17 protein-coding genes are annotated in these 18,178 nt (G+C 70.1%); 3 read left to right on the forward strand and 14 right to left on the reverse strand.

Annotated elements, in window-relative coordinates:
• Positions 1-2: 2 nt before the first annotated feature.
• Positions 3-896, reverse strand: a complete 894-nt coding sequence (locus AACH06_RS06280) for an RnfABCDGE type electron transport complex subunit D (protein ID WP_341424795.1) — start codon at positions 894-896, stop codon at positions 3-5.
• Positions 893-2,281 (reverse strand): DUF2330 domain-containing protein, encoded by a 1,389-nt coding sequence (locus AACH06_RS06285; RefSeq protein ID WP_341424796.1) that lies wholly within the window; start codon positions 2,279-2,281, stop codon positions 893-895. The genes AACH06_RS06280 and AACH06_RS06285 overlap by 4 nt, the downstream gene beginning before the upstream one ends.
• A gap of 173 nt (positions 2,282-2,454) precedes the next feature.
• Between AACH06_RS06285 and AACH06_RS06290 the strand changes: the two genes are divergently transcribed.
• Positions 2,455-3,123, forward strand: coding sequence for a sigma-70 family RNA polymerase sigma factor (locus AACH06_RS06290; RefSeq protein WP_341424797.1), 669 nt, complete (start codon positions 2,455-2,457; stop codon positions 3,121-3,123).
• On the forward strand, positions 3,104-4,420 hold the full coding sequence (locus AACH06_RS06295) for a hypothetical protein (protein WP_341424798.1): 1,317 nt from the start codon (positions 3,104-3,106) through the stop codon (positions 4,418-4,420). The genes AACH06_RS06290 and AACH06_RS06295 overlap by 20 nt, the downstream gene beginning before the upstream one ends.
• Before the next feature lie 39 nt (positions 4,421-4,459).
• Here AACH06_RS06295 and AACH06_RS06300 read toward each other — a convergent pair whose 3' ends face one another.
• Genes AACH06_RS06300 through AACH06_RS06335 form a run of 8 tightly spaced genes read right to left on the reverse strand, consistent with a single transcriptional unit; the run spans position 4,460 to position 11,519 of the window.
• Entirely contained in the window at positions 4,460-4,903 is a 444-nt protein-coding gene (locus AACH06_RS06300) for a nuclear transport factor 2 family protein (protein WP_341424799.1), read from the reverse strand.
• Positions 4,904-4,911: 8 nt separating this feature from the next.
• Positions 4,912-5,697 (reverse strand): SDR family NAD(P)-dependent oxidoreductase, encoded by a 786-nt coding sequence (locus tag AACH06_RS06305; protein ID WP_341424800.1) that lies wholly within the window; start codon positions 5,695-5,697, stop codon positions 4,912-4,914.
• Between the two features lie 7 nt (positions 5,698-5,704).
• A complete protein-coding gene (locus tag AACH06_RS06310; RefSeq protein WP_341424801.1) occupies positions 5,705-6,247 on the reverse strand; it encodes a DUF3833 domain-containing protein in 543 nt (180 codons plus the stop codon).
• Positions 6,244-7,548: an MFS transporter gene (locus tag AACH06_RS06315; RefSeq protein ID WP_341424802.1), complete on the reverse strand. Its 1,305-nt coding sequence runs from the start codon at positions 7,546-7,548 to the stop codon at positions 6,244-6,246. Before AACH06_RS06315 ends, AACH06_RS06310 begins: the two co-directional genes overlap by 4 nt.
• On the reverse strand, positions 7,545-8,105 hold the full coding sequence (locus AACH06_RS06320; RefSeq protein ID WP_341424803.1) for a chalcone isomerase family protein: 561 nt from the start codon (positions 8,103-8,105) through the stop codon (positions 7,545-7,547). The genes AACH06_RS06315 and AACH06_RS06320 overlap by 4 nt, the downstream gene beginning before the upstream one ends.
• A gap of 11 nt (positions 8,106-8,116) precedes the next feature.
• Positions 8,117-9,340: a class I SAM-dependent methyltransferase gene (locus AACH06_RS06325; protein ID WP_341424804.1), complete on the reverse strand. Its 1,224-nt coding sequence runs from the start codon at positions 9,338-9,340 to the stop codon at positions 8,117-8,119.
• Between the two features lie 8 nt (positions 9,341-9,348).
• The gene (locus AACH06_RS06330) at positions 9,349-10,167 is read right to left on the reverse strand and encodes a DUF1365 domain-containing protein (protein ID WP_341424805.1); all 819 of its coding nucleotides are present in this window, start codon (positions 10,165-10,167) and stop codon (positions 9,349-9,351) included.
• Positions 10,168-10,184: 17 nt separating this feature from the next.
• Positions 10,185-11,519, reverse strand: coding sequence for an NAD(P)/FAD-dependent oxidoreductase (locus AACH06_RS06335; protein ID WP_341424806.1), 1,335 nt, complete (start codon positions 11,517-11,519; stop codon positions 10,185-10,187).
• Positions 11,520-11,906: 387 nt separating this feature from the next.
• On the opposite strand from AACH06_RS06335, the gene AACH06_RS06340 reads away from it, so the two are divergent.
• Entirely contained in the window at positions 11,907-12,890 is a 984-nt protein-coding gene (locus AACH06_RS06340; protein ID WP_341424807.1) for a MerR family transcriptional regulator, read from the forward strand.
• A gap of 29 nt (positions 12,891-12,919) precedes the next feature.
• On the opposite strand, the gene AACH06_RS06345 is transcribed toward AACH06_RS06340, so the two are convergent.
• From AACH06_RS06345 to glnE, 4 genes are all read right to left on the reverse strand, one after another.
• Entirely contained in the window at positions 12,920-13,594 is a 675-nt protein-coding gene (locus tag AACH06_RS06345; RefSeq protein ID WP_341424808.1) for a glutathione S-transferase, read from the reverse strand.
• A gap of 107 nt (positions 13,595-13,701) precedes the next feature.
• Positions 13,702-14,622: a DMT family transporter gene (locus tag AACH06_RS06350; protein WP_341424809.1), complete on the reverse strand. Its 921-nt coding sequence runs from the start codon at positions 14,620-14,622 to the stop codon at positions 13,702-13,704.
• Positions 14,619-15,254, reverse strand: a complete 636-nt coding sequence (rrtA, locus tag AACH06_RS06355) for a rhombosortase (protein ID WP_341424810.1) — start codon at positions 15,252-15,254, stop codon at positions 14,619-14,621. Before rrtA ends, AACH06_RS06350 begins: the two co-directional genes overlap by 4 nt.
• 5 nt (positions 15,255-15,259) lie before the next feature.
• Positions 15,260-18,121 (reverse strand): bifunctional [glutamate--ammonia ligase]-adenylyl-L-tyrosine phosphorylase/[glutamate--ammonia-ligase] adenylyltransferase, encoded by a 2,862-nt coding sequence (glnE, locus tag AACH06_RS06360; RefSeq protein WP_423221994.1) that lies wholly within the window; start codon positions 18,119-18,121, stop codon positions 15,260-15,262.
• Positions 18,122-18,178 lie beyond the last annotated feature (57 nt).

Genomic DNA, 18,178 nt, shown 5'->3' on the forward strand with positions numbered 1-18,178 from the left:
CATCACCAGCGGTAGCCGAGCGCTTGCCCGGCGCGCGCCGCGCGCCGGTTCAACCAGGGCACGGCGAGGCTGGCCATGAACAGCGCCACGATCGGGCCGTTCGGCTTGAACAGAGCGTATTGCCAGCCGAAGGCGCCCAACGCCACCACGACGGCGAACGCGATGCGGTGGCGGGTGTGACGCGGCGTGGTCATCGGGTCGCTGATCATGAAGAAGGCGAACAGCAGCAACGCGCCGTTGTCCAGCTGGTGCCAGATGGACCAGGGGTTGAGCCCCAGGTACAGCGCGCGGGCCGCGACCAGCCCCGCAAAGGTGCCCAGGAACACCCAGCTCGCATCGGCCCGACGGGCCTTCGACGACACGACCGCGCCCAGCAGCATCACGCCCAGCGCCAACGCGGCACTGTGGCCCCATTGGCCGGGCGAGAGCCAGGCCCCGGGCAAGACATAGCCGGCGATGACCGCACCGAGGTTCGCCGGGTTGAACCGGTGGGCGCTGCCGGCGTCTGGCTGATCGGGCACGAAGCGGTAGCGCCAGATGAACTTCGACGAGATCGCCACGGCTGCCAGCAGCGGGTGCACCCACAGGTTGTCGGCGCGCACCAGCAGTGACAGGCCGAAGCCGGTGATCACCGCCGACAACACCCCGCGTTCCTTCAGGCCGGTGGCACGCAGCCAGAGCCATTGGCTGATCAGCGCGCTGGCAAAGCACGCCATCACCTGCCAGGCGCCGAGCGCGAAGTCGCACCACAGGGCGCCGGCCAGCAGCAAGCTGGCTTGGAACACCGCCTGGAACAGGCGCGCGTCCAGTGTCCCGATGCCCCGTGTCACCGCGCTGAAGGCTCTCGGCCGCCGCCATTCGAGCCAGTTCGGCCGGCCCAGCCGTGCGGCGCTCATTCCCACAGCGTGCTCCACCAACGGTCGCTGCCCGACGAGCCGGCGGCCCGCAAACCGGCGAGCTGGCGGCTCTTGTCCAAGGGCCATCCCGTCAGGTCGTGCAGCGCCAGTGCTTCCTTCTGCTGCCGGTCTTTCACCTGCCGTCGATAGGCCTCCGCCTCGGAACACTGCATCACGCCGGTGTACGGGTGGCGCAGCACATAGCGTGTCTGGAAGTTCTGCTGGTCCGCCGTCTCGATGAAGGCCAGGTCTTCGGGGAAGGTGTCGCGGGTGTAGCGCAGGTGAAGCCGCGTCAGCATCACCTGCTGGCCCACGTTGCGGCCCAAGCCACCGGCCACGCCGGTGTTGCCTGGCGGGTTGATCCAGAAGACGCCGGCGCTGCGCAGCTCATCGGGTGTGAGGGGGTCGGCGGCGCAGGGGTCGCACCAGCCCATGTTCCAGAAGTGCTCGGTGAAGACCACCCGGCCGCCCTCGCGCGCCCATTGGCGATCGAACAGCGCCTGGTAGAAGCGGCCGAAATCGCCCCGGATGCCCACCGGCAGGTCCATGTTCGCCGGCAGCTTCACCGTGCGGTAGTTGCTGGCCTCCACACGACCCTGGCGCGTCAACATGTAGACGACCAGGTCCTGCGGCCCTTGGGCATTGAGCATGCCCAAGCGAAGCGGCAGCATGAATCGGCGGCTCTCGAAAGCGAACTGCAGCGGCCTCAGCTTGGTTGAGCCGCTGCGGGCCTGGTTCTTCAGATTGACCTTGGCCACGAAGAACTTGAGGCCCTGGCGGATGTAGGGGGCCAGGGCCTTCGACGCGCCTGCGGGCAACCGGTAGCCGTTGCCGGTGAGCCAGGTCTCCAGCCCATCGCTCTCCGTGGCCGAGAGGATGACGATGTCGTACTCACCCACGCTGAATTGCTCTTCGACCTTGACGCCCAAGGCCGCCGCGGTCGGTGCGGGGGCGGCAGGCGCGGCCTTCATGGACGACTCCGACCGGTCTTTCAGCCTCTCGAGCTCGCGCTGCGCGCAAGGGTTGTCGTCGTGGTATTCGGTCAGGCGGGGGGCCGACCAGCCGTCGACGCGCGTGAAGATGGCCGGATCGCCCACATGCACCTGCTCGCGTTTGAGCACCGTGGGCACCGGCACCACCAGTGCGAATTCGTCCAGCGGGCCGCTGTAGTCGTTGGCCATTGAGATCACGGTGCGGTCGCCGTCGCGGGCCATGATGACCTGGCTGGCCCGGTTGAACAGGCCGGCGTCGGCCCGGCCGACATAGAAGCCGCAAAACGCGTGCGCGGTGGGGGCGGCCAGCAAGGTGGCCCCCGCGACGAGGGGGGCGACCAGCCGCATCACGCCGGCGGAAGCGCGGCGGCACAGGGGGGAAAGCAGGGGCACAGGAATCTCCTGGAATCAGTGGGTGACCCAGGCTGATACGGGCCAGCGGCGAAAACGGGGTTGAAGTGCCCGACCCGAGCTGGGGGGGCTGGGATGGATTCACCGCGTAACCCCGTGGCTGCGGCTCGCACGTATCAGAGGCCATGAGCTGTGTGGCAGACTGGCCGGCGCCCGTGAAACAAGCCGCCGCCCGCATCGATCGCTTCACCGACGCGTCCGACGACGCGCTGGTTCGGGCATTCGCGGGCGGCGAGGCGTTGGCTTTCGATGAGCTCTATGCCCGCCACGAGCAGGCGCTCTACCGTTTCGTTCGGCGCTTGCTGGGGCGTGATCTGGCCTCGCAGGCCGACGAAGTCTTTCAGGACACCTGGTTGCGCATGATCCAGGCGGCACCCCGCTGGGCGCCCCAGGGCGCGCGTTTTCGAACCTGGTTGTTCACCATGGCCCACCATCGTGCGATCGACATGCTGCGGCGCAGTGGCCGCGAAGTGAGCGGGTCGCAGGACGAGACCGACGGCGAGCCCTTTGCGCCGCCCGGCGAGCCTTGGTTGGACTGGCCTGCCCCCTCTGCCGCCGCCCCTGACGAACTGGCCTTCTGGCAACGCGCCGGGCAGCGCCTGCTGGGCTGCCTGGAAGAACTGCCGCTGCCGCAGAAGGCGGCCTTCTTGCTGCATCACGAAGACGAGCTGAGCGTGGCGGAGCTCGCGGCCGCCTTGGGCATTGGTTTCGAGACGGCCAAGAGCCGGCTGCGCTATGGACTCGCGAAACTGCGCACCTGCATGGGGGCCTACCTGCCGGCTGCCGAGATGAAAGGAGGCGGCCATGAGCGCGCGACCGCCTGACCCCGCCACGTCGGCCGACGACGAGGGCGCGGACGCCCGCCTGCGCGCGGCCATGCAGCACGCGCCCGACGCTGAAGTGCGCCCGCCCGCGGCGTTGCGCCAGGCCGTGCTGCAGGCGGCGCGTGAGGCGCTGCCCGCTCGATCACCCTGGTGGAAGCGCTTGTTGGGCGAAGGGCCCGGCCTGCCGCGGGCCTGGACGGCGGCTGCCAGCCTCGGTGCCTTCGGCCTCGCGCTCAGCCTGGCCTGGCACATGAACAACGAGGCCCCCACATCCGAATACGAACCCATGGCCGCGGTGAGCGAATCGGCCCGGCCGGCACCCGCGGCGCCGCCTGCCGCCGCTGAAGCCAGCCCCAACGTCCCCACCGGGGAAAGCCGCGAAAGCGGCCCCACCCACCAGGCTGCCGACCGGGTGGCCCAGGCCCGGGAGCGCGAAGAGGTGGCGACGATCGCCGACGCTGCTTCGTTGACAAAGAAGCGAGACGCCGCCACCGCGTCGACCCTGCCGCCGGTGAGCCCGCAGCCGCCTGGCGCTGCGCCCGCACCTTCCCCCGCACCCGCACCCGCGCCGCTCGCCGCGGCCCCCGCCCCACCGCACGCCGTCGGTGCCACCGATGCCGCGAAGGTCAACGGCTTGGTGGAGGCGCGCCGGCGCGAACTGGAGTCTGTCCGTCAGGCACGGGCGGCGGAGGCTTCCGTGTCATCGCAAGGCGCCCAAGGGAAGTTGACGGCCAACCGTGATGACCGTGTGGTGGCGCCGGTTTCCGTGGCTGCCGCGCCGCCGTCGCCGTCACCTTCGCCCCAATCTCCCCCTGAAGCGGCGACACCGGCGACTGCCGGGGTGAATGCCGAGCCCGTTGCCAAGGCCGCGGCCCGTGCCGTCGCACCCGCGTCACCTGCCCCCGGCATGTCGCCTGCGCCGCGCGTGGCAGAACTGGCCGCGCCCAAGCCGCTGGGAGGCATTCGATCGCCCGAGTGGCCGCCATCGCTGGCCAACTGGCAGGTGGCGCTGGAGGCTTCGGCCCGGCCGACCGGCTGGAAGGTGCAGGGGCCGGCCGACCTGCCCGAGCCCTCGCGCGACTGGTGGCGCGCGATGCTGGCCGGCACGGCGGGGCGCTGGCAGGCCGGGGCGGGCGCACCGCCACCTGCCGCGCAAGGCGGACGCACCTGGCGCTTCCAGGGCCCCGACGGCGCGGCCTTTGCATTGACCTTGGCCGATGACGGCCAAGCCTGGTTGGTGGAAGGGCCGCAACAGGGCGGGCGCATCTGGCATGCGCCCTGGTCGGCGCGGCCCTGAGCGTGAGCGGCGGGCGCCTGCGCCCGAAACGGCCGAGCTTCAGTGACCCGGGGGTGTGGCCAGACGGCGCTGCAGCGCTCGTGTCAATGCGCCGATCAGCGGCAGTTTCGCGAACAGCTCTTCCGCGGTGTCCCAGTAATCGCGGTGCAGCGCGATGCGGCCGCTGACATCGAAATGCAGGTGGCTCGCGCCGTGGATCGTCAGCGCCCGGCCCCGCAGCGAAAAATTCATGTCCCAGATCAGCACCGCATCCGCCGCCGCGCCGATCACCTGGGTGATCGCGAAGCGGGGCGATTCCAGCGCCTCGAACATGTGGGCGTAGATGCGGCGCACGGCATCGAGGCCGGTCACGTCGTTGAACGGGTCTTTGAAGCGGGCCTGAGCGGCGTAGATGTCGCCCAGCCTGTCCAGGTCGGCCGGCGCCATCTGCTCGAAATAGGCCACGGCACGGGCAATGTGGGCTTCGGGATGTCGTGCGGTCATGGGCGAGGTCACAGGCCGGTGGCGCGGTGCACCAAGGCTTCGTAGGGGCCGGTCGGCAACCAGCGCAGGGCTTTCAGCAGCCAGGTGAAGCGACGCGGGAAGTGGATCTCGAAATCGCCGCGGGCCCAGCCGGCGATGATCGCGCGGGCTGCTTCGTCCGGCTCGATCAGGGCCGGCATGCGGAAGTCGTTGCCGGCGGTCAATGGGGTGCGCACGAAGCCCGGGTTCACCACCGACACACCAACGCGCGTTGGCGCCAGATCGAAGTGCAGCGATTGCGCCAAGTGAATCAACGCGGCCTTGGTCGGGCCGTAGGCCAGTGCCTTCGGCAGCGCCCGGTAGCCGGCCACGCTGGCCACGAGGCTGAAGTGCGCCGGTTGCTGGGCAGCGGCTTGTGCCCGCAGCGTGGGCAGCACGGCGCCCAGCACGTGCAGCGCACCCATCACATTGACCTGATGGTGGTTCAGCGCGGCGTCGAGGTCGAATTCGGTCGCGCGCATCGGTTGGTAGATGCCGGCGGCGAACATCACCATGTCCAGCCGACCGTGGCGCTGGCGCAGCGTGTCGGCGGCGGCCTGCACCTGGGCGCGGTCGACCACATCGAGCGGGATGGCTTCGGCGCCGGCATGCGTGGAGACGAAGTTGGCGAGGACCGTGTCGCTGCGGGCAGAGACGATCACCTGGGCGCCACGTGCATGCAAGGCTTTGGCGACCGCCAGACCGATGCCGCTCGAGGCTCCCACGAGCCAGACGATGCGGCCTGTCCAGTCGACGATCGGCGGGTTCAAGGACATGGTCGGCTCACGGCTTGTGGAAGGCGAGCGTGACCTCACCCAGGTCGATGCCGAACTTGCTCATCTTCGCCTTGTTCAGCATCACGCGGTCATCGACCAGCCACATCCAGTCGTCGAACTGCACATGCCAGACGCGGCCATCCACCGGCAGCGCAAGGGTGTAGCGCCAGTTCAGCGCATTGCCGCGCGCTTGGCCTTCGGCCTGGCCGACCACGTCATCGGCACGGCCGGTGTAGCGCCCATCCGGGCCGCGCGTCAGGTGCCACACGCGGCGCTGGGTTTGGCCGTCGCTGTAGCGGAAGTCTTCTTCCAGCGTGCCCTGCGCGCCATCCCAGCGGCCCACCAGATCGACGGTGAAGCGGCGCACCACCTTGCCACTGCGGTCGGTGAACACCCCGTGCGCGGTGAGGGGCCCGTTGAAGTACGTCTGCAGGTCGAGCGTGGGCTTTTCCTGCGCGTAGTCTGCCGGCGTGGGGCCGGCGCAGCCGGCCAGCGCGAGCGTGGCAGCGGCCAGCGCCGCCACCAGCGGGCGACGAGGAAGTGGGGTCATGTCGATGTCTCCAGGTATTCGCGATGTCGGATCCAACCCAGCCACAGGGCCGCCAGCGCGGCGAGCTTCAGGGCACACGGCAGCAGGGCATAGACCAGGGCCAGCGCCTGCTGGCCCGCCGGATCGGCCTGGCCGGGTTGGTAGCCCAGCCACTGCAACAGCGGCAGTGCCACGCCCGCGGCCAAAGCGAGATTGAGCTTGGTGGTGGCGTGCCACCAGCCAAAGGCCACACCATCGGCATGCCGCCCGGGTTGACGCAACTCGCCAGCCAGCATGGCGGGGGGCACACACAGGTCGGCACCGAGCGCCAGTCCGCTGGCCGCGCAGACGGCGGCGAACCACGCGCCGTCGCCTGGGCCCAGCACCGCGGCGCCCGCAAAGCTGACGATCGAGAGCCCCATGCCCGCCGCCCACGCACGCGCCAGCCCGAGCCGGGCGATCAAGCGCACCCACACCGGCAGCGACACGGCCGCGGCGCAGAAGTACAGGCCCAGCAGCCAGGGCTCTCCGCCCGGCCATTGCAGGCGATCGCGGATGTAGAACAGCACCAGCGTCGCCGGCAGCGCGCTGGCCACGCCGTTCAGAAGGTACAGGCCCAGCAAGCGACGAAAACCGTGCCACTGCCAGGGCACCCACACCGAAGGCTCGTCCGACGGCGTCTCCATCGGCTGTGGTGCGGGGGCGAACCGCAGCGCCATCACACCCAGCGCCAGCGTGGCCGCCAGGGCTGCCGCCGCCGCGCCCAGCCCCAGCACGCCCGGCAGGACGCTGGCGGTCACCACCCCCAACAGCCCGGCACCTTCGCGCCAGGCCACGACGCGGGCCCGTGCCGTGGGGTCGCCGCCCAGGCGGGCGCCCCAGGCCTGGTGCAGCACGCTCAAGCCGCTGTAACCCAGGCAGGCCGCCGTCAGCGTGATGCCGGCCCAGGCCAGCAGCGGCCCGGTGCCCTCGACCCGCGGAAAGAACAGCGCATGGAAGGCCAGCGCCAGCGCCGTCGCCGCGCCGCCCGCCGCAGCCAGCCGCCAGCCCGCAGGCGCATCGAGCAGCCGATCGACGAGCCGACCGATGCCGGGGTCGACCAACGCGTCCAGCACCCGCACCGCGAGCAGCAGCAGGCCCAGCGACGCCAGCGGGACGCCGTAGGTCGAGGCGTAATGGGGTGGCAGCTGCACATACAGCGGCAATGCCACGAAGGCCAGCGGCAGCCCCAGCAGGCCATAGCTCAGCCCTGGCGTCACACCCTGCATCGCCGTGCTGGCGGGCGCGGGCGCGGGCCGGGAGAGGGCCTGGTCGGCGTTCATCCGGTGGCCCCAAGCAGCGCCTGGCGCAGGCTCGGCTCGGAGGTCCACGGCGCCAGCCAGATGCCGAAGAACAGTTCGGCGAAGCGGGGGTCGCGCACCTCGCCACTGAATCGGCCGTTGGTGTGAAAGCGCGCGGCCTGTCCGGGCCACTGCACGCCGGTGATGCGGTCGCCGTCGTTCACGTCGGGGAACACCTGCGTCATCGCTGCGAGCCAGCGCGCGGCGGTGGCGTCGTCGATGGGGCCGGCGCGCCGCATCTCTGTCAGCGAGCGTTCAGCGATGCGGCTGCCCGACAGCGAGCGGCGGTAGTCGATGGCCAGCGCCAGGGGGCGGCGCGCGGCCTCAGCCGGTTTGAGGGGTTCGGGGGCCCAGAGGGTGATGTCGTAGATGTGCATGCCGAAGAACCGCATCCGCGCCTCGCCCTGGCGGTGGGGCGAGGTCGCTTCGGGCCATTCGGCGCGCAGCTCGGCCGGCGGCGTCGAGGCGCCTGCGGCCCATCCGGCGCGCGGCAGCACCAGCGGGGCAAGTGCCAGGCTCATCGCAGTACGGCGTTGCACGGTGCTTCCTTTCAGGGGCGACGCAGCGTAAACTGGATGACGCTGGTGTTGCCGGCATCGAAGGCGGCTTCGCAGTAAGCCAGGTAGAACTCCCACAGCCGCACGAAACGGTCATCGAAGCCTTGCGCCCGCACCTGCGACTCTTGCGCCAGGAACGCCCGGCGCCAGTGGCGCAGCGTGGTGGCGTAGTCGGTGCCGAAGTCCAGCTCATTGACGACTTCCAGCCCCGCGTCGCGCGCCGCAGCGCGGAAGGCAGAAGGGCTGGGCAGCAGGCCACCGGGGAAGATGTACTGCTGGATGAAATCGGTGCCCCGCACATAACGCTCGAACAGGTCGTCGCGGATGGTGATCGACTGGATGCAGGCCTTGCCGCCCGGCTTGAGCTTGTCGTGCACGCAACGGAAGTACTGGTCCCAGTATTCGCGCCCGACGGCCTCGAACATCTCGATCGAGACAACGGCGTCGAAGCTGGTTTCGGGGATGTCGCGGTAGTCTTGCAGGCGCAGGTCGGCACTCAGCTCTTGGCGGGCCAGGCGCTCGCGCGCATGGGCCAGTTGCTCGGTCGACAGCGTCACGCCAGTGAGATTCAGCCCGCGTTCACCCGACGCGAGTTCGGCCACAGCCCCCCATCCGCAGCCGATTTCGAGCACGCGTTGGCCGGCTTCGAGACCGCACTCGTCCAGCGCACGCCGCATCTTGGCGCGCTGGGCGTCGGGCAGCGCCCGGGCGCTGTCGCCGGCGAACCAGGCGCTCGAGTAGTTCATCGTCTCGTCGAGCCACAGGCGGTAGAACGGGTTGCCCAGGTCGTAGTGCGCCGCGATGTTGCGCCGGCTTCCGGCCCGAGAGTTGCGGTTCAGCGCATGGCGCACCCGGTGCCACAAGGCGCCCCACCAGCGGCCGTAGATGGCCTGGTCGATCACTTCGCGGTTGGCCAGGAACAGGCGCAACAGGGCGGCGAGATCGGGGGTGCTCCAGCCGCCATCGATGTAGGCTTCACCGAAGCCCACATCACCACTGCGCAACGTGGCGGTACACACCGACCAGTCGTGCAAGCGCATGCTGGCGTGCGGGCCGGAGCCGCCACCGAAGACAAGCATCCGCCCATCGGGGTCTTGCAGGTGAAGGGTGCCGATCGACAGACGCTGCAGCAGGCGCAACGCGGTGCGCGCGGCCGCCGGGGCGGAAGCGGGCAACCGAGCCAGGGCACCAGGGCGGACGAGGGTGTCGGTGTTCATGGGCAGACTCAAGCAGCAGGTTCAGACAGACGGGTTGGTGAGCCGGTGGACACGGTCTGTGCCGGTGGCTCAGGCTTGCGGTTGAACGGCACGCCACGCCACCACAGTTGCAAGGCATGCCAGTGGATGCGGGCAACGACGGCGAGGCTCTGCAGCGGCAAGCGCCACAAGGTGGTGCGCAGGGACGCGGCGGTCAGCGGCTGCAGGTGGCCGCTGATGCTGGTGGTGATGAGCGGGCCGTCGGTGCCGTCCAGGTCGACACGCACCACCTGGCGCTGGTCGGTGCGCATGAACCGGAACCGGTAGCGGCCCTCGGTGCGACAGAACGGCGAGACGTGGAAGACCTTGGTGGCCTGCAGCTCCTGGCCCCAGCCGAGCTTCGGGCCGGTCAGCAGATAGCAGTGGCGCTCGCCGAAGGTGTTGTTGACCTCGGCCAGGATGGCGGCCAGCGAGCCATCGGCCCGGTGGGCGAACCAGAAGCTCACCGGCTTGAACACATGCCCCAGCATGCGGGGCAGGCAGTGCAGCCAGACCTCACCGTCGGCGTCGGTCACGCCTTCGCGAACGAGCAGCTCGTCGAACCACGCCAGGCAGTCGGCCCGCCCGTCGCCGTGGTCGCGGTCGTCGAAGCTGGCCCAGCCGAAGCGCCCTCGCCGCACCACCGCTTCGGGCCGGGTGCGCAGGGCCCGCAGAGGCAGCATCCAGTAGAACGCCGGGTACGAGAAGGCATGGCGATGCGGCCGCAGCCGCGCATGCCGCACTTCGCCCACCCCGATGAGGGGCCGGGCGGTGGCGGCGCTGGCGTCGTTCGTGCGCGGTGACGGCATGGCCGGCGTCTCCTGCCTCAAGCGGCCTCGCGCCACGAGGTGCCCGCCCATTGCCGGGCGATCGATCGGGCGGCGCTCTGACCCGAGATCATGCCGTCTTCATGGAAACCATAGCGGGTCCATGCGCCGGCGAACCACACGCCGCCTGCGCCTTGCAGTGAGGGCAGGCGGCGTTGGGCTTCGACGGCGGCGCGGTCGAACACCGGATGCGCGTACGAGAACTCGCCGTGCACCTGGGCCGGATCGGGTTCGCGCAGCGGGTTCAGCGAGACGATGACTGGACGCGACCAGGGCAGAGGCTGCAGTCGGTTGATCAGGTAGTGCAGGCAAACCTGGTCGGGCGACGACGTGGCCGCGGCTTCGTAGTTCCAGGCGGCCCAGGCGCGCTGGCGCTGCGGCAGCAGCCGGGCGTCCGTGTGCAGCACGGCCCGGTTGGGCTGCGTGCGGATCGCACCGAGCACCTGGCGCTCGTCGGCGCTGGCGTCCGGCAGCAGCGCCAGGCTTTGCGGCGCATGGCCGGCCAGCACCACGGCGTCGAAGCGCTCGCTGCCGGCATCGGTGTCGATCCAGACCCCGGCTTGTCCGCCTTGCGGGCCCGGTGGTTGGCGTCGCACGGCGCGCACCGGGCAGTTCAGGCGCGCATCGGGCAGCCGTTCGAGCACGCGGCGCACGTACTCGCGCGAGCCGCCAGTCACGGTGAACCAGCGGGGCCGGTCTTGCACCTGCAGCAGGCCATGGTTGTGGCAGAAGCGGATCAGCGTGCCGATGGGAAAGGCCTGCATCTGCGCCGTGGGGCACGACCAGATGCTGCCGATCATTGGCAGGAAGTAGGCATCGCGAAACATCGCGCCGAAGCGGTGTTCATCGAGGAAGTCGCCCACGCTTTGCTGCAGGGCCCGGTCGTCGCCGCGCTCGGCCATCCCGGTGGACAGCCGGTTGAAGCGCAGGATGTCCGACAGCATGCCCCAGAAGCGAGGCGAGGCCAGGTTGCTGCGCTGGGCGAACACACCGTTCAAGTCGTGGCCGCACCACTCAAGCCTGCGGTCGGCCGACTGCACCGAGAACGACATGTCCGAGCCGGCGGTGGGCACACCCAGTTGCTCGAACAGGCCGATCAGGCCCGGGTAGGTGCGCTCATTGAAGACGAGAAAGCCAGTGTCGACCCCGTGTGTCTGGCCATCCAGCGTCACGTCGACCGTGTGGGCGTGGCCCCCGAAGCGGCCATCGGCCTCGAACAGCGTCACGCTGACTTGATCAGCCTGCTCGGTGGCCAGGTGCCAGGCGGCCGACAGGCCGGCAATGCCAGAACCGACGACAGCGACGCGACGCCGCGCGACGGAGGCGCCGCTCATCGGGCGCCCCCATCACGGGCAGGAAGAGAAGAAAGCCGCGCAGCGCCCTGGAGCGAATGAGGGAGGGAGGGAGGAGGAGAGGCGCTCCCGGGGGACAACCAGACGGGCTGGCAGGCTGCGCGGCCGAAAGAGGACAAGCCCGGGCGTCGCCCACCCGAACCCGGACGGAACGCCGAAGCAGCCCGTCCTGAAGGAACGGAGTGTCTATCAAGTCTGAAGTTCCGTCCCAGGTCAGGGTTTTTGTGCGTTGCCGCATCGGAAGGGGCTGACAGGGGGGCGATGAGGGGGTCTTCCATCATGTTTGTCCTAGACAAAACGACGCAACGGGCGCATCTTATGCATAAATTCAATTCCTTGCCTAGCGTTGTCTACGACAATCGGAGCTCCATGAGCACTTCCCCACCGACTCCCCCGTTGTTGTCAATTGCCGACGTCGAGCGCGACACCGGCCTTGGCAAGGACACCTTGCGGGTCTGGGAGCGCCGCTACGGCTTTCCGACGCCCGCGCGCGATGACCAGGGGCAGCGGATGTATACGCAGGCCGACGTCGATCGGTTGCGGCAGATCGCTGCCTTGCTGCGGGCCGGCCACCGGCCGGGCCGGGTGGTGGTGCTCGACGATGCGCAGCGCCAGGCGCTGTTGAACCCGTACCCGCCCGGCGAAGGCACTGACGCACCGCCGAATGCCAACGGGCATGGCCGCGAAGCGGCGGCGGTGCAGGCTCTGCTGGACACCGTCACCCACCGCGACGGGCTCGCGCTGCGGCGGCAGCTGCAACAGTCGCTCACCCGGCTGGGTCTGGCGGTGTTTGTCACCGACCTGATGGCGCCGCTGACGACGGCTGTCGGCCAAGCCTGGTTGCGGGGGGAATTGGGCGTGGCCGATGAGCACCTCTTCACCGAGGTGGCGCACGGCATCCTGCGGCAGGGTTTGATGTCGCTGCCGGAGCCGGTTCCCGGCGTGGCGCCGAGGGTGCTGCTGACCACGCTGCCGGGCGAGCCGCATGGCCTGGGCCTGTTGATGGCCGAGGCGATGTGCGCGTTGTCGGGCGCGTGGTGCGTGAACCTGGGGCCGCAGACGCCGATCGACGAGATCGTGGCGGCGGCGGGCTGGCACCGGGCGCAGGTGGTGGGCCTCAGTGCCACGGGCTGCCTGCCGGTGCGCTGGCTGCGGCAGGGCCTGGATCAGCTGCGCCAGCGTCTGCCGGCCGGCACCTTGCTGTGGCTGGGGGGCTCGGCGGGTGACTTGCGGCGCGCGCCGGGGATTGTGCGCATCACCGACCTGCGTGCCATCGCGCCGGCCATTGCCGCACTGCCGCCGCCCAGCGGTTCGGCCGGCGCGAGCGACGCTGCCGGCGCGGCAGGCCGCTGACCGGGGGCGCCCAGCCGACGCGTGCGGCGTCAGCCCTGGGCGGCCTTGGCCTTGATCGCCGCGATTTGCGCCTCCTGCGCGGCCTTGCGGTCAGCCGACACCCGGGCCGCCGACGGGCGCTCGCCCACCAGCTTGATGTACGGCTTCCAGTCGACGCCGGCTTCGCTCAGCAAGTCGACGCCGTAGATGGTCTTGCTCGCCATCGACACCAGCGGCAGCGACACAAAGGCCGCGCAGTCGGCGCTGGTGAAGGTGTCGCCCGCCACATAGGGCTTGAACTGCGCCAGCCGTTTGAAGGCGGTGATGTTCTTCTCCAGCAGCTTGCGCACCCGCGTCTGGTTGGACTCGCTCACCGTGCCGCCGAAAAACGCCTGCGGGTACAGCTCGCGTACCACCAACTCCAGGTGCAGCTCGATGAAGGTCGTCAGCTCGCGCACTTTGGCAGCGCCCCATGGATCGGCCGGTACGAGCGCCGGCGAGGGATACGCCGCTTCCAGGTACTCCACGATGACCTCGCTCTCGCACAAGGTGCCTTGCGGCGTGCGGATGAAGGGCACCTTGCCCAGCGGCGATGCGTTGAGGGTGGCTTCGTCCTTGGGGCCGGTCGCCACGTACTCCTCGTGGAAGGGGATGCCCTTCTCGAGCAGCACCATCTTGACCTTGTTGTAGTAGTTCGACACGGCGAAGCCGCACAGCGTGATCATGGGACAGTCTCCTCGGAGTGAGTCTTGAAGCCGGGGGCCGGCGTGGGCCTGAACACTAACAAAACATCGAGGCACCGCATGCCGCCGAAGCGACAGCGCCCGGCCACTCAGGCGCCGCGAGCGCGTCGGCTCACCAGGGCGATGCCCGTCACCACCGCGGCCAGCGCCAGCACCAGCCTCAAGGTCAGCGGTTCGCCCAACAGGCCCACGCCGGCGGCCAGGCCGAAGATGGGCGTGAGCAGGGTGAACGATGAAATCTGCGTGGCCGGGTAGTGCCGGACCAGCCAGAACCACAACAGGTAGCTGGCGAAGGTGACGATGACCGTCTGGAACAGCAAGGCGCCCCAGGCGAGGCTGCTGGCATGGACCGGCCAGGCCTCGCCCCTGATCCAGGTGCCCGCCCCGAGCAACACGGCCGACACCACCAGCTGGAACATCAGCGTCTGTTCCGCCGGTGCCGCCGACAGCGGCGTGGCTCGGATCGTCAAGGTGGTGCCCGCCCAGAGTGCGGCCGCGACGACCCCCAGCGCGTCTCCCCACCACTGGTGCGGGCTGGCGGTGGCTTGGCCGCTGAAGCTGTCGCCGAACGCGGTGGCCACGCCGGCGAAGGCCAGCAGCAGCCCGACGACCTGACCGCGGCGCAGGCGCTCGCCTGGCGCGATGAACGGCATGCCGAGCGCCACGAAGAACGGTGCCAGGTAGATGAAGACCGCCATCCGCGATGCGGTGGTGTGCTGCAGGCCGACGAAGATGCAGCCGAATTCAACGGCGAACAATGCGCCGGCCCACAGGCCGCCACGCAGCGTCCGCGCCACGTCGGCGCCGGGCCGCAGCGAGATGCGACGCACCGCCACGTACAAGCCCAGCAGCACCGCCGCGCCCACCGAGCGCAGCGTGGCCTGCAACAACGGGGGAATCTCGGCCACGGCCACTTTCGACGCACTCTGGTTCACGCCCCACAGCGCCGCACAGAGCACGAGGCAGGCCACGGCCGAGGCGTCCAGGTGCTCGCGGCGGCCTTCGCTCATGCCTGCGATCCCGCGGCCGAGTTGGGCCTCGGCGCGCGGCCAATCAAACGCCAAGCGATCACACCGGCCACCACGCCGCTGGCATGGGCGGCCGGGGCCAGCGCAAAGTCCCAACCGGGCACGGCCCGCACGGCGCCCGACCAGGGCGCCTCCAGCAAGACCTTCACCACCAAGCCGATGGCCAGCAGCGCACCGATGAGCCGATGCTGCCGAACGCCGGAGCCCCACATCAGGTGACAGGCCACGATGGCGACGGCGGCGTGCAGCACGCCCGATAGACCGCCGTAGTGGAGCAACGCGGGCTGAAGCAGCAGGCCGAGATGGGTCAAGGGCCAGGCGAGGGCCCAGGCCAGCGTGGCTCGGGGGGGCAGTTCGGCGCGCCAGCCCAGCAGCCCCACCAGGGCGCAGCCACCGAGGTTCATCAGCAGGTGCTGGGTGCTCAAGTGCACCCACGCGCTGGTGATCAGGCGCCAGGGCTGGGTGCCGGCGAGGGCGGGCTGCCAGTCCAGTGCGGCCGAGGGGGCTTGCGTTGCGGCCAAGGCGCCGAGTGCCGCCGCCGTGCAGGCGGCCAGCCACGCCGTGGCGCCGCCGCGGGTGGCGGAGACGGCGCCTGGCGGCGCGATGGAGTGCAACGGGATCAGTGCCCGAACACCGCTCGCCACAGCGATTCGATCGCCGCGCGCTCGGTGGCCAGCAGGGCTGGGTCGAACTGGGTGGGTTGCTCGTCCAGCCGGGCCCGGTGCTGCGCTCGGCGCAGCTCGCGGTAGGCATCGGCCGCTGCCTCTCCCACGCCGGCAGGCAGCAGGCCGCACTCTTCGGCACGGCACAGCAGCGCGATGTTGCCTTTGTTGTCGAGCAGGGCCGGGTGATGCGCGCCTTCGGCCAGCACCAGATACTGCACGGCGAACTCCGCGTCCATCATGCCGCCATCGCTGTACTTCACGTCGAAGCGGCCGCCGGACGAGGGCCGGGACGTGCGCACCTTCTCGCGCATCGCCGCCACCTCCTGACGCAGGGCCTCAGGCTCGCGCGGCATCGACAGCACCTCGCGCCGTGTCGCTTCGAAACGCTCGCCCAGGTCCTGCGCACCGGCGCAGAAGCGGGCGCGCGACAAGGCCTGGTGTTCCCAGGTCCATGCGGTGTTGCTGCCGCGGCCGCGCTGGTAACGCTCGAACGAATCGATCGACGTGACCAGCAGGCCAGAGTTGCCGTTGGGCCGCAGCGCGGTGTCGATGTCGAACAACTCGCCAGCGGCCGTGCGCAGCGTGAGCCAGTTGATCAGCTTGCGCACGAAGGCACCGTACACCTCTTGCGCGCGGTCCTTGTCGGCCTCGTCGGCGTCGTCGTAGACGAACACAAGATCCAGGTCGCTGCCGTATCCCAACTCCAGCCCGCCGAGCTTGCCGTAGGCGATCACCGCGAAGCGCGGCACCTCGCGGTGGCGCTGCTTCAGATGGCTCCAGGCCCAGCGCAGACAGCAATCGACCACCGCATCGGCCAGGGCCGACAGGTCGTCAGCCACCTCTTCCACGGTGATGCGCTGCTCCACATCGCGCACCAGCGTGCGGAAGACTTCGGCGTGGTGTGCGCGGCGCAGCGTGTCCAGCAGCGAGCCCTCGTCGGCCTCGCCGGATCGCACCCACGCGGCGTGCCGCTCTTCCAGGTCGGCCACGAAGCCGGCGCGGTCGAAACGCTCGCGCAGCTGGCGTTCATCGGCCAGTTCGTCGATCACGCCGGGGTGGCGGATGAGGTAGCGCATCGGCCAGCGCGCCAGCCCGAGCAGGCGCAGCAGCCGGCGCTGCACCTCGGGCCGCTCGACCAGCAGCGCCAGATAGCTTTCCCGGCGCAGCAGCGGTTCGATCCAGTCGATCAGCCGCGTCGCGGCGTCGAGCGTGCACTCGTCCTTGGCCACCGCGCCGGCTGCACGCAGCACCAGCTTGCCCAGGCGCAGCTTGCTCTCGTCGCGCAGGGCCTGCACCCGAGGCCGCGCGGCAAAAGCGCGCACCCGATCGGCCAGCTCGGCCGGCAGGCGTTCCAGCAGGGTTTCGTTGTCGATCGCGAGCGGGCCATCGCCGCATTGGCGGCAGCCGCCCGAGCGGCCCGCCGCCGGGGCCTGGCCGTCGTGCAGCAGAGCGTCGAATTCGGTGGCGACCAGCTCGCGCACCCCGCACAGCCGGTCGAGCAGCGCGCACGAGGGCGACAGGCCGCCCCCGGGCTGTCGGCAGGCCTCGGGCAGGGGCATGCAGCTACCGTCGAAGCGTGCCGCCTCGTCGGCGGTCCCGGGCAGGTCCAGGCTGCTCGCGATCCAGGCGAGGTCAGCGTCAACGGTGGGTAACAAATGCGTCTGCTGGTCATCCAGATACTGGATACGGTGCTCGACCTGCCGCAGGAAGACGTAGGCATCGGCCAGCTTGCGCGCGTTGTCGGCCTTCATCAGGCCGCCGGCTGCGAGCTTGTCGAGCGCCTTCAGTGTCGACCGGGTGCGGATCTCGGGGAACTGCCCACCTCGCGCCACGAGCAGCAACTGAACGATGAACTCGATTTCGCGGATGCCGCCACGTGACAATTTCACGTCGTTGGCGCGCTCGGGCCTTCCGGCGGCGCGGCGCTGGGCCTCATCGCGGATCTTGCGGTGCAGCTGACGCAGCCCCTCGAACACGCCGTAGTCGAGGTACTTGCGGTAGACGAATGGCGTCACCAGCGAGCGAAGCGCGATCGCGCGCCCGCTCTCCACAGCCGCGCGTGGCGCCACCACCCGGCTCTTGAGCCAGGCGAAGCGCTCCCACTCGCGGCCCTGCACGAGGAAGTACTCCTCCAGCATCGACAGGCTCACCACGGGCGGGCCCGAGTTGCCATTGGGCCGCAGCGCCAAATCGACACGGAATACGAAACCGTCGTCGGTCACATCGCCGATCAGCGTGTAAAGCTGTCGCGCGACTTGCGTGAAGTATTCATGGGCGGTGATCGAACCGCCCGGGCCGCCGACCGTCTGGCCGTCTTCTTCATAGACGTAGATCAGGTCGATGTCCGACGACACGTTCAGCTCGCGCGCGCCGAGCTTGCCCATGCCGACGATCCAGAAGTCGATACGCTGGCCGGTGGCGCCCAAGGGCGGCCCGTGGCGCGCGTCGGCGTCGGTCAGCGCCTGGTTGAGCGCTCTCTCCAGCGTCGATTCGGCCAGCGCCGTCATCGCGGAGGTGATGTCCGACAGGCTGGCGGCCTGCTCCACATCGAGCACCGCCAGGCGCTCGATCACCAGTTGGCGGGCCACCCGCAAGGCGGCCGGCAGGGGCCGCCTGGCCTGTTCGAGGGTGGCGATCAGCGCGTGGATGACCTGCCCATGCGGCACGCCCGGGGGCAGCAGGGGCAGCTCGGCCGCATAGCGACGGCGGATGCGCTGGACGAAGCGGCTGTGCTCAGCCACCGGGTGCGCGGGCGCCTCGGCAACCGGCTCGGGTGCCGCTGGGCGGCTCTCGCCTGCCGCTGGCAAGGAACCGATCAGGTCCACGAGGGCTCTGTGCTAGATTGCCCCGCTGGCGCGGCAAAGGGTCGATGG

The sequence above is a fragment of the Ideonella lacteola genome, assembly GCF_038066555.1.
Taxonomy (GTDB): domain Bacteria; phylum Pseudomonadota; class Gammaproteobacteria; order Burkholderiales; family Burkholderiaceae_C; genus Ideonella; species Ideonella lacteola.

Coding starts and splice junctions, on each gene's coding strand:
- AACH06_RS06345 (WP_341424808.1), bottom strand. CDS start 13,594: ATGATCACGCTGTGCGGCTTCGCCGTGTCGAACTACTACAACAAGGTC.
- AACH06_RS06310 (WP_341424801.1), bottom strand. CDS start 6,247: ATGACCCCACTTCCTCGTCGCCCGCTGGTGGCGGCGCTGGCCGCTGCC.
- AACH06_RS06305 (WP_341424800.1), bottom strand. CDS start 5,697: ATGTCCTTGAACCCGCCGATCGTCGACTGGACAGGCCGCATCGTCTGG.
- AACH06_RS06350 (WP_341424809.1), bottom strand. CDS start 14,622: ATGAGCGAAGGCCGCCGCGAGCACCTGGACGCCTCGGCCGTGGCCTGC.
- AACH06_RS06335 (WP_341424806.1), bottom strand. CDS start 11,519: ATGAGCGGCGCCTCCGTCGCGCGGCGTCGCGTCGCTGTCGTCGGTTCT.
- AACH06_RS06340 (WP_341424807.1), top strand. CDS start 11,907: ATGAGCACTTCCCCACCGACTCCCCCGTTGTTGTCAATTGCCGACGTC.
- AACH06_RS06280 (WP_341424795.1), bottom strand. CDS start 896: ATGAGCGCCGCACGGCTGGGCCGGCCGAACTGGCTCGAATGGCGGCGG.
- AACH06_RS06330 (WP_341424805.1), bottom strand. CDS start 10,167: ATGCCGTCACCGCGCACGAACGACGCCAGCGCCGCCACCGCCCGGCCC.
- AACH06_RS06315 (WP_341424802.1), bottom strand. CDS start 7,548: ATGAACGCCGACCAGGCCCTCTCCCGGCCCGCGCCCGCGCCCGCCAGC.
- AACH06_RS06325 (WP_341424804.1), bottom strand. CDS start 9,340: ATGAACACCGACACCCTCGTCCGCCCTGGTGCCCTGGCTCGGTTGCCC.
- AACH06_RS06300 (WP_341424799.1), bottom strand. CDS start 4,903: ATGACCGCACGACATCCCGAAGCCCACATTGCCCGTGCCGTGGCCTAT.
- AACH06_RS06295 (WP_341424798.1), top strand. CDS start 3,104: ATGAGCGCGCGACCGCCTGACCCCGCCACGTCGGCCGACGACGAGGGC.